Below are 8,862 nucleotides of genomic sequence, written 5' to 3' on the forward strand. Positions count from 1 at the left end.
GAGCGGCGAGTGACGATCAAGCATTCCGATGCCGAAGTGCGTCCACGATGACTTTGAATGCGGGCAGGTTTTGGCGCCGGCTTGGATAATAAATGTAGTACCCCGCAAATTTGGGCGACCATTCGTCCAGCAACAAGACAAGATCTCCAGAGGCGACATGGAACTCGACGAGGTCCTCTGGCAAAAAGGCGACGCCCAAGCCACTCAAGGCCGCATCGATCATCGCATAGGACGTGCTGAAGGTGAGCTGGCCATCCACTCTGACACGCAAATCCTGTCCGTCTCTTCCAAACTCCCAGGCATACAGACCGCCGGCCGTGGCTTGGCGCATGTTGATGCAATTATGCCGGATCAGGTCTTGGGGATGCGCCGGCGGGGTATGCGCCTCGAGGTAGAGGGGCGAGGCGACGGCGACCATGCGCCAGTCCGGCCCGATACGGATGGCAATCATGTCCTTCTCAACGCTTTCTCCAAGCCGGATACCGGCGTCGAAGCCGTCCTCGATGATGTTGCGAAGACCATTGTCGACGCTGAACTCGAGCTTGATGTCGGGATAGGACGCCAGAACAGGCCGGAGTTTCGGCCATACCAGTGAATTCAAAGCATGGTCCGACAACGTTATGCGGATCTTGCCAGCCGGCTTGTCACGGAATTCCATGAGCGCTGCGATCTCGGTCTCGATCTCGGACACGCGCGGAGCCAGTGTTTGGCGCAAGCGCTCGCCCGCTTCGGTCGGCGCGACATTGCGGGTGGTCCGCGTCAGGAGCCGGATGCCCATGCGATCTTCGAGCTGCTTGATGGTGTGACTGAGCGTCGACTGGGCAATGCCGAGTTTGGCAGCAGCCTTGGTGAAGCTGCGTTCTTCGGCCACGGCCAGGAACCACAACAGGTTGCTGAAGTCTTCCTTGGCCATCGACGCTCTCCATAAGCCACCTGAAGATTTATGGCGCCCATCGATTAATGCAAGCGAATTGAGCCAACTAATGCGCGTTGCCATCGGCTGCTAGCTTGGAGCAGGAGGGGCACTCGTCTGTCCCGCATCGCCATCTTGCCGAGCAGTCCGAAGGAGACAGGCATGGAGCTGACCATCAACGGATTGAAGCGTCAGATCGACGTCGAGCCGGATACCCCCTTGCTATGGGCGTTGCGCGACGGCCTGGGCATGACCGGCACCAAATATGGTTGCGGGCTGGCGCAATGCGGCGCCTGTACGGTTCTCGTCGACGGGCAGGCAACGCGATCCTGCGTGACACCGGTCGAAAGCGTGGCCAACGCCCAGATCACGACCATCGAAGCGATCACCGACGATGCCGTTGGCCGAAAAGTCGTCGACGCCTGGGTGGCGAACCAGGCGCCGCAATGCGGCTACTGCCAATCGGGACAAGTCATGGCGGCGACGGCGCTTCTGAAGCAGAGCGCTCATCCCACGGACGAGGAAATCGCAGGCGCCATGGTCAATCTGTGCCGGTGCGGAACCTACAACGCCATTGCGTCTGCCGTCCGGCAGGCTGCGCAAGCCTGAGGAAGACATCGTGAACGCCATCGCTCCTCAGACTGCATCCTCGACCCTCGAGGTCGACAAGCCGCTGAATTTGTCCCGACGTGCCTTCATCGGTGGTTCGCTCGCCGGGCTGGTGCTCGGGGCCATCCTGCCTGGTGGTCGCGTCAATGCCCAGGCGGCAGCGCCCATTGTGCCGGGGACCAGGGTGAATGCGTTTCTGGAGATCCGCCCTGACAGCACGGTCCTGTTCCGCAGCGCCTTCATCGAGGGCGGGCAGGGCATCTTCACGGCCATGGCGCAGATCGTCGGCGAGGAACTCGATGTCGAGCCCACGCAATTCGTGGTGGAAGGAGCGCCGCCGGGCGCCGATTATCTGCTGACGGGCGGTGCCCGTTTCACCGGCGGCAGCATGTCGGTGCGCATGAGCTACGAGACGATGCGCAGGCTCGGCGCCGCCGCCCGCCAGATGTTGCTCCAGGCCGCGGCCACGCGGTTTGGCGTGCCGCTCTCCACGCTGACCACCGAGCCTGGGCGCGTAGTGCATGCTGCATCCGGTCGCGCGCTTGCCTATGGAGATATCGCGGCTGCGGCTGCGGAACTGACTGTTCCCGGGAACGTGCCACTCAGAAGCCGATCGGAGTTTCGCTGGATCGGCAAGCCGGTAGCGCGCCTGGATGTGCGCGACAAATCCACGGGCAAGGCCCGCTATGCCATCGATCTTGCGGTCGAAGGCATGCTTCACGCCGCCGTTCAGCACAGCCCCCGGCTCGGCGGCGAACCCGGCGCGTTCGCGAACGAGGAACAGGTCAAGGCCATGCCCGGCGTCCACTCGGTGCATCGGCTCGCAGGGGCCGTCGCCGTCCTGGCGTCGAGCTGGTGGCGGGCGCGCCGTGCCGTCGAGGCATTGCAGGTGAGCTGGATCGAAGCCGCGCCTGGAACCTTGCGCACCATGCCGGCTGACTTCTCGTCGGAAACTCGAAAGGCCATGCTGAAGGCGACGGCAGGCGACGGGATTGCCTTCGAAGCGGCGGGTGACGTCGCCACCGGCCTGCACTCGGCTGCGCGTATCGTCGAAGCGACCTATGACGCACCATATCTGGTTCACGGCCAGCTCGAGCCGCCATCCGCCCTCGCTCGCTGGAACCAGGACGGATCGTTGGAACTTTGGCTCCCGAACCAGGCGCCGGAAATGTTCCAGGCCGAGGCGGCGAAAGTGGCCGGCATCGCGCCGGACAAGGTCATCATCCATTCGCCTATGCTCGGCGGCTTTTTCGGTCGACACTTTCTCTACCAGACGGCCAATCCATTCCCGCAGGCCATCATGCTGGCAAAGGCGGCCGGTCGCCCCGTCAAGTTGATCTGGAGCCGTGAGGAGGAATTCCTGCGCGATGCCTTGCGGCCTATGGGCGTCGCTCGTTTCCGCGCCGGGCTCGATGCCGAAGGACTGCCGGTCGCCCTGCAGGCAGTGGCGGTGGGCGAAGGGCCGACCGGGCGTTGGTTCGGCCGTAAGCCTGATAAGGTCGACAGCTCCGCCGTCGAGGGAATTGCCGGCAAGGTCTATGCGATCCCGAACCGGCGCGTGGGGCAGATTCATGTCGACGATCCCGCGATCATCGGTTTCTGGCGCTCGGTCGGTCATTCGATGAACGACTTTTTCTACGAGACCTTCTTCGATGAAATGGCCGATGCCGGCAGGCAGGATCCCTATGAGCTGCGCCGACGCCTGCTTGCGGACAGTCCTCGCCACAGGACGTTGCTGGAGGCCGTGGCAGATCTCTCCGGAGGGTGGCGCCGCGGCCCCTTCACGGCACAGGACGGTACGCGGCGCGCCCGCGGTGTCGCCATGGCTTCGCCCTTTGGTAGCGAAGTCGCGACCATCGCCGAAGTGTCCTTGCGAGACGGCGAGGTGGCGGTTCACGACGTCTGGGTGGCCATCGACCCCGGCAGCATCGTCAATCCCGCCATCATCGAGGCTCAGGTGCATTCGGCCGTTACGCTCGGGCTGTCTTCGGCCCTGCTCGAAGAGGTCGTCTATGTCGACGGGATGCCGCAGGCAAGAAACTACGACGGCTATTCCATTCTCACGCCGGATCGCATGCCGCATGTGCATGTGCGGATCGTCGAGAGTGGGGCGCCGATGGGCGGCATCGGCGAGCCGGGCCTTCCAGGGGTGCCACCCGCTGTCGTGAACGCGGTGTCTGCGCTCGTCGGCAAGCGCATTCGCAGCCTGCCATTGTCCAAGATCGATTTTAAGGGATTGCAAGGGTGAGCAAGATTGTAGCGGCCGCAATGGCGGCCCTTTCGATTGGCATGGGTGCGAATGCTGCCCATGCGCAAGCGGAAAACCCGTCCCAGGGCCAAAAGCTGTTTCAGCAGCGATGCGGTGCCTGCCACCAGGTTGGGACGCCGCGCAACGGCGTGGGCCCCACTCTGCAAGGATTGATCGGCCGCAAGGCCGGCAGCGTACAGGGCTATAACTACTCGCCGGCCCTCAAGGCTTCCGACGTGACCTGGAACGCCGAGACTCTGGAAACATTCCTTGCGAATCCATCCGCGATGGTTCGCGGCACACGAATGACCCAGCGCTTCAACAGTGCCGATGAACGCCGGATCATTGTCGAGTTCCTCGGCTCCCACCAGTAACACGAAGCCGTCAATTCGTTGAACCTGAGCTGTCGAGGGGGTGGAGGAGATTTTTGTTGGCCACTTGGGCGAAGGCTCGTCACGCGACACGCCGCAATCGGCATCCGGAGATTTATGCTGCCTATCGATAAATCCAAGCGATTAATGGCGCCTAATCCGATCGATCTCGGCCTGCTACATCATCTCGAAAGCAGGCGGCTGCGTGGGCAACCGCACCGTGACGAAAGATGAATCATGCACACAACCTATAATGACGCGCTGGTCAAACCAGGTATGGCCTGGGGAGCGGTGCTCTCGATGGCGTTGTGTGTCGCCGTCCTGATCGCTTCCGAATTCATGCCGGTCAGCCTGCTGACACCCATTGCCGCCGACCTCGGCATCAGCGAAGGGCGGGTCGGGCAGGCGATCTCCATCTCCGGCATTTTCGCGGTCGTCACCAGCCTGTTCATTGCGGGCCTGACGAGACGGCTCGATCGCAAGCTCGTGTTGATCTCGTTCTCCCTTCTGTTGGTCGTTTCCGGCCTGATTGTGACCTTCGCGCCCAATTACGCGGTGTTGATGATCGGACGTGCGTTGCTCGGCATCGCCATCGGCGGGTTCTGGTCGATGTCGACGGCGATCGTCATGCGCCTGGTGCCGGAAGGGTCCGTGCCCAAGGGGCTGGCGCTGATCAATGCCGGCAATGCCATCGCGGCGACGGTCTCGGCACCGCTGGGAAGCCTGCTCGGCGACCATGTCGGCTGGCGCGGCGCCTTCTTCCTCGTGGTGCCCTTGGCTTTGCTGGCGCTCATCTGGCAGTGGATCGGCATGCCGTCCCTGCCGCCGCGCGGTCGCGAGAGATCCGGCAATGTCTTCAGGCTGTTGCTGCACCGGCAGGTGGCGCTTGGCATGGCCGCGATCTTCCTGCTCTTCATGGGACAGTTCGCGCTCTTCACCTATCTGCGCCCGTTCCTTGAAAGCGTCACCGGCGTTGGCGTGTCCGTGCTCTCGGCGATATTGCTGCTGATGGGGCTGGCTGGCGTCGCGGGGACCTGGGCCATTGGCCAATTGTTGGGGGCGAGGCTCTACAGCATCGTGATCGCCATTCCGCTCGTCATGGCGCTCATCGCTGCGGCGTTGGTCGTGCTGGGCTCGAAGCCGGTGGCCGTTGCGATCCTGCTGATCGGTTGGGGCTTCTTCGGTACGGCCGCGCCGGTCGGCTGGGGTACGTGGCTTAGCCGGGCTCTGCGCGATGACGCCGAAGCCGGCGGCGGCCTGCAGGTTGCCGTCATCCAACTCGCCATCACGCTCGGGGCTGCCCTCGGCGGTTTGCTCTTCGATGCCCTCGGGTGGTGGAGCCCGTTCGCGCTCGGCGCCATCCTGCTGCTCGGCTCGGGATTTGTTGCGGCCGCGGCCGCGATCGACCAACGAAGGATCGCGACATGAATGCCGGCTCGATTACCCGTCGCACCATTCTGCGGGCTGGACTGCTTGCAACAGTCACCCTCGGTCTCGCCGGAACGACGCGTGGATACGCCCAAGGATCAGCGCCCATGAAGATTGGCATTTCGTTCAATCGTCAGTCGATGACGGCGACACTGGAAGACAATCCCTCCGCGCACGATTTCGCGTCGCTGCTGCCGCTCGATGATCTCTCGATCGACAACTATGCCGACAACGAGAAGATCAGCTACCTGCCACGCAAGCTCACCCAAGAGGGTAGCGGCCCATTCGGCGACGAGCGTGCCGGCGACCTTTGCTACTACGCGCCCTGGGGCAATCTCGCCTTTTTCTACGCGAGCTACCGCTGGTCGCGTGGCCTGATCCGGCTCGGCCGTCTCGACGGCGGCTGCGAGCCGCTGCTGATCCGCGGCAAGTTCCCGCTGCGCATCGCGCGCATCGCCTGATCCAGACCTTTCGAAAGGAGCACCCCATGCTCGGAACCGTTCTTCATGGCCCCGGCGACATCCGCTGCGAGCAAGTCGAGGAGCCCAAAATCCTCCATCCCACGGATGCCATCATCAAGCTCTCGGCGTCCTGCATCTGCGGCTCGGATCTGTGGCCCTATCGGGGGCTCCAGCCGGTCGATGAGCCGATGCATATGGGCCACGAATATTGCGGCGTGGTCGTCGAAGTCGGCAGCGCGGTCAAGACTGTGAAGGCCGACCAGTTCGTCGTCGGCTCGTTTTGCATTTCCGACAATACCTGCCCGCATTGCCGCTTCGGCTTCCAGTCCTCCTGCGAACAGCGCGAGTTCATGAGCCATGCCCAAGCGCCGTATGCGCGGGTGCCGCTCGCCGATGGCACGCTGGTCGCGACGGCGGCCATGCCTGACGACGACCTCATACCGAGCCTGCTCGCAGCATCCGACGTGCTCGGCACAGGGTGGTATGCGGCCGATGCGGCGCGCGTTGAGCCCGGATCGACGGCTGTCGTCGTGGGAGACGGTGCCGTCGGGCTGATGGGCGTCCTCGCGGCCAGGCAGATGGGAGCGGAGCGCATCATCGCCATGAGCCGGCACAGGACGCGCCAGGATCTCGCGCTCGAATTCGGTGCCACCGATATCGTCTCGGAGCGCGGCGATGCGGGCGTCGCCCGGATCAAGGAACTGACGAACAATATCGGTGCAGAATCGGTACTGGAATGCGTCGGCACCCAGGAATCCATGATGCAGGCGATCGCCTGCGCACGTCCCGGAGGCCATATCGGTTTCGTCGGCGTGCCGCATGGCGTCCAACTCGACGGCCAAGGCCTGTTCTTCGCCCAGAAAAGCCTGCTGGGTGGGCCGGCACCGGTGCGCCGCTTCCTGCCGCATCTGATGGACCTGGTGCTGGAGCGCAAGATCAATCCCGGCAAGGTCTTCGATCTCACGCTACCGCTTGCCGATGTCGCCGAGGGCTACCGCGCCATGGATGAGCGCCGCGCCATCAAGACACTTCTTCGCGTCTGAAAAAGATCCGCTCGTCGTGAACCTGCCGATAGTTCCAGGAGGAATTGAACATATGGAGACAATGATCGATCTCAGCTCGGCCGCCGTTCTCATGGCTATCGCCGGTTTCTTGGCGCATATGGCCTTTTGCTGAATGGGCTATCGGGATGCCGGCCAGGCAAACCGAGGTCAGAGAAGAAAGTGAGTGAAGTTCGCTGACTCTCGCTGCGCGGGCGCGCCCTGTTGAATTCGAGGCCCGCCCGCGCCGATCTAGCTCGACTATCCCTGGATGAGGTCGAACTTGTTGCCATCCGGATCAGTCAGGGTCGTGTAGCGGATCTGTGGCAGATTGAACTTCTCGACGACCGATGCGCCGAGCAAGACTAGACGTTCTGTCTCTTCATCGAGGTCGGGCGTGGAAAAGTCGGCATGCACGCGGTTCCGCTGGATCGGCACTTCGGTGGCCTTCTGGAAAAGCAAAAGGGGTGTGTCGGCGGTGGGCGGCAGCAAAACGATGTTGCCGTAATCGTCGCCGATCGCGATCCCGAGGGCTTGCGACCACCAAGCCGCCAGGGATTGAGGGTTCTCGCAGTCGAAGGTGATAGCGTAGATTCTCATGCTTTTGTCCTTTGTGAAGCGTTTATAGACGAGGGTGTCAGTGCAGCTTGCGCGACGGTGCGAACCAAGTTGCCGGGCTATCGCCGTACTCACTGGAGCCGCCTGATGAAGAGAGCGACGGTCCTGGCTGCGTCATCGGACGACGGCGGCCTGGACGTAGGAGGACGGCACCTCGCGTGCAGCGTTCTGCGTGACGAAGGAACCTGCTAGCAGCACAAGACCGATAGCTGCCGGCAGAGCACCCTTGACATTACGCACGCCGAGATGAGCCATTCCTGACAGGATGAGGTGGTAGAAGATGCCGGCGTAAGCGAGATCGCTGAGCGACAAGCTGACGCGCGACAGGATCGCGATCGGGCCGAGTATCTTCACCACGATCATGAACGGCACAAGGTGAGGCGCATGGTAGCCAAGATCGACCTGTGCCTGCCGCACGAAGTCTTTTTTGGTGATGTATAAGAAAGCCGATGACAGATATAGCAATGAAAGTAGGGCTGTACTGATCCAATAGATGTATATTGAGGTCATAAGAGTTCCTTCATCGTAGCGATACCGCAGCGACGCTGTGTGTTTAATCCAGCGGCATTCCAGCCGCTGCGTCACCGCAGTGGTGGATTGAATATGTTGAATTTGCTATGTTGGATTAAATTGGCAAGTAGGATGAATTATTGCCAGTAAGTATGGAAAAGCTGACTAATGGATAACAGCGATTTCAGCATGCAGGACGAGATGCGCCGCGCATTCGCGATGCTCTCGGGCAAATGGAAGCTCGAGATCATGTGGCTTCTAAACCAGCGAATTTATCGCTTCGGCGAGTTGCGAAAGGCGATCCCCGGCATCACCCAGCACATGCTGACTGCGAGCCTTCGGGAACTGGAGAAGGACGGCCTCGTGACGCGCACAGTTTTCGCAGAGGTGCCGCCGCGCGTAGAATATGAGATCACAACAAAAGCCCGCGGCCTCGGTCCTACGATGCAAGCGCTGACGACTTGGTGGGAAGAACATGGAAAGACAGTGCCGCGGAAGCGGGGAACGCGAGGGCGCAAAAGGGCAGTGCCAATTCGCGTAATAAATAGCACTCGATCGAGTTAATTGCGACTAGCCTCGGAAAATCTCAACTATGCGACCGCATGGAACCTAGAGCGTATCTTGTTTAAGTTGGTTCATAGCCCGCTGCCTGGAAGTAGTTCGC

10 protein-coding genes are annotated in these 8,862 nt (G+C 61.9%); 7 read left to right on the top strand and 3 right to left on the bottom strand.

Features of this window, described 5'->3' with window-relative positions; genetic code table 11:
• Positions 1 to 16: 16 nt before the first annotated feature.
• Positions 17 to 913 (bottom strand): LysR family transcriptional regulator, encoded by an 897-nt coding sequence (locus QM672_RS32305; protein ID WP_415087358.1) that lies wholly within the window; start codon positions 911 to 913, stop codon positions 17 to 19.
• Between the two features lie 162 nt (positions 914 to 1,075).
• On the opposite strand from QM672_RS32305, the gene QM672_RS32310 reads away from it, so the two are divergent.
• From QM672_RS32310 to QM672_RS32335, 6 genes are all read left to right on the top strand, one after another.
• Entirely contained in the window at positions 1,076 to 1,522 is a 447-nt protein-coding gene (locus QM672_RS32310; RefSeq protein WP_311940169.1) for a (2Fe-2S)-binding protein, read from the top strand.
• A 10-nt stretch (positions 1,523 to 1,532) separates the two neighbouring features.
• Entirely contained in the window at positions 1,533 to 3,770 is a 2,238-nt protein-coding gene (locus tag QM672_RS32315) for a xanthine dehydrogenase family protein molybdopterin-binding subunit (protein ID WP_311940170.1), read from the top strand.
• Positions 3,767 to 4,144, top strand: coding sequence for a c-type cytochrome (locus QM672_RS32320; protein ID WP_311940171.1), 378 nt, complete (start codon positions 3,767 to 3,769; stop codon positions 4,142 to 4,144). The genes QM672_RS32315 and QM672_RS32320 overlap by 4 nt, the downstream gene beginning before the upstream one ends.
• A 234-nt stretch (positions 4,145 to 4,378) precedes the next feature.
• The gene (locus QM672_RS32325) at positions 4,379 to 5,569 is read left to right on the top strand and encodes an MFS transporter (RefSeq protein WP_311940172.1); all 1,191 of its coding nucleotides are present in this window, start codon (positions 4,379 to 4,381) and stop codon (positions 5,567 to 5,569) included.
• Positions 5,566 to 6,030, top strand: a complete 465-nt coding sequence (locus tag QM672_RS32330) for a cyclophilin-like fold protein (RefSeq protein ID WP_415087359.1) — start codon at positions 5,566 to 5,568, stop codon at positions 6,028 to 6,030. The genes QM672_RS32325 and QM672_RS32330 overlap by 4 nt, the downstream gene beginning before the upstream one ends.
• Before the next feature lie 26 nt (positions 6,031 to 6,056).
• A complete protein-coding gene (locus tag QM672_RS32335; RefSeq protein WP_415087360.1) occupies positions 6,057 to 7,073 on the top strand; it encodes a zinc-dependent alcohol dehydrogenase family protein in 1,017 nt (338 codons plus the stop codon).
• Between the two features lie 258 nt (positions 7,074 to 7,331).
• Here the strand turns inward: QM672_RS32335 and QM672_RS32340 are convergent, their stop codons facing one another.
• On the bottom strand, positions 7,332 to 7,763 hold the full coding sequence (locus tag QM672_RS32340; RefSeq protein WP_311940175.1) for a VOC family protein: 432 nt from the start codon (positions 7,761 to 7,763) through the stop codon (positions 7,332 to 7,334).
• Positions 7,764 to 7,802: 39 nt separating this feature from the next.
• Positions 7,803 to 8,198 (bottom strand): DoxX family protein, encoded by a 396-nt coding sequence (locus QM672_RS32345; protein WP_311940177.1) that lies wholly within the window; start codon positions 8,196 to 8,198, stop codon positions 7,803 to 7,805.
• A 168-nt stretch (positions 8,199 to 8,366) separates the two neighbouring features.
• Between QM672_RS32345 and QM672_RS32350 the strand changes: the two genes are divergently transcribed.
• Positions 8,367 to 8,762 (top strand): helix-turn-helix domain-containing protein, encoded by a 396-nt coding sequence (locus QM672_RS32350; RefSeq protein ID WP_311940179.1) that lies wholly within the window; start codon positions 8,367 to 8,369, stop codon positions 8,760 to 8,762.
• The last annotated feature ends 100 nt before the right edge of the window (positions 8,763 to 8,862 follow it).

The sequence above is a fragment of the Labrys sp. (in: a-proteobacteria) genome (assembly GCF_047605565.1).
Lineage (GTDB): Bacteria > Pseudomonadota > Alphaproteobacteria > Rhizobiales > Labraceae > Labrys > Labrys neptuniae.

Bases quoted from the DNA above. Each gene is read 5' to 3' on its own strand.
- QM672_RS32350 (WP_311940179.1), top strand. From the start codon at position 8,367: ATGGATAACAGCGATTTCAGCATGCAGGACGAGATGCGCCGCGCATTC.
- QM672_RS32310 (WP_311940169.1), top strand. From the start codon at position 1,076: ATGGAGCTGACCATCAACGGATTGAAGCGTCAGATCGACGTCGAGCCG.
- QM672_RS32330 (WP_415087359.1), top strand. From the start codon at position 5,566: ATGAATGCCGGCTCGATTACCCGTCGCACCATTCTGCGGGCTGGACTG.
- QM672_RS32325 (WP_311940172.1), top strand. From the start codon at position 4,379: ATGCACACAACCTATAATGACGCGCTGGTCAAACCAGGTATGGCCTGG.
- QM672_RS32335 (WP_415087360.1), top strand. From the start codon at position 6,057: ATGCTCGGAACCGTTCTTCATGGCCCCGGCGACATCCGCTGCGAGCAA.
- QM672_RS32345 (WP_311940177.1), bottom strand. From the start codon at position 8,198: ATGACCTCAATATACATCTATTGGATCAGTACAGCCCTACTTTCATTG.
- QM672_RS32305 (WP_415087358.1), bottom strand. From the start codon at position 913: ATGGCCAAGGAAGACTTCAGCAACCTGTTGTGGTTCCTGGCCGTGGCC.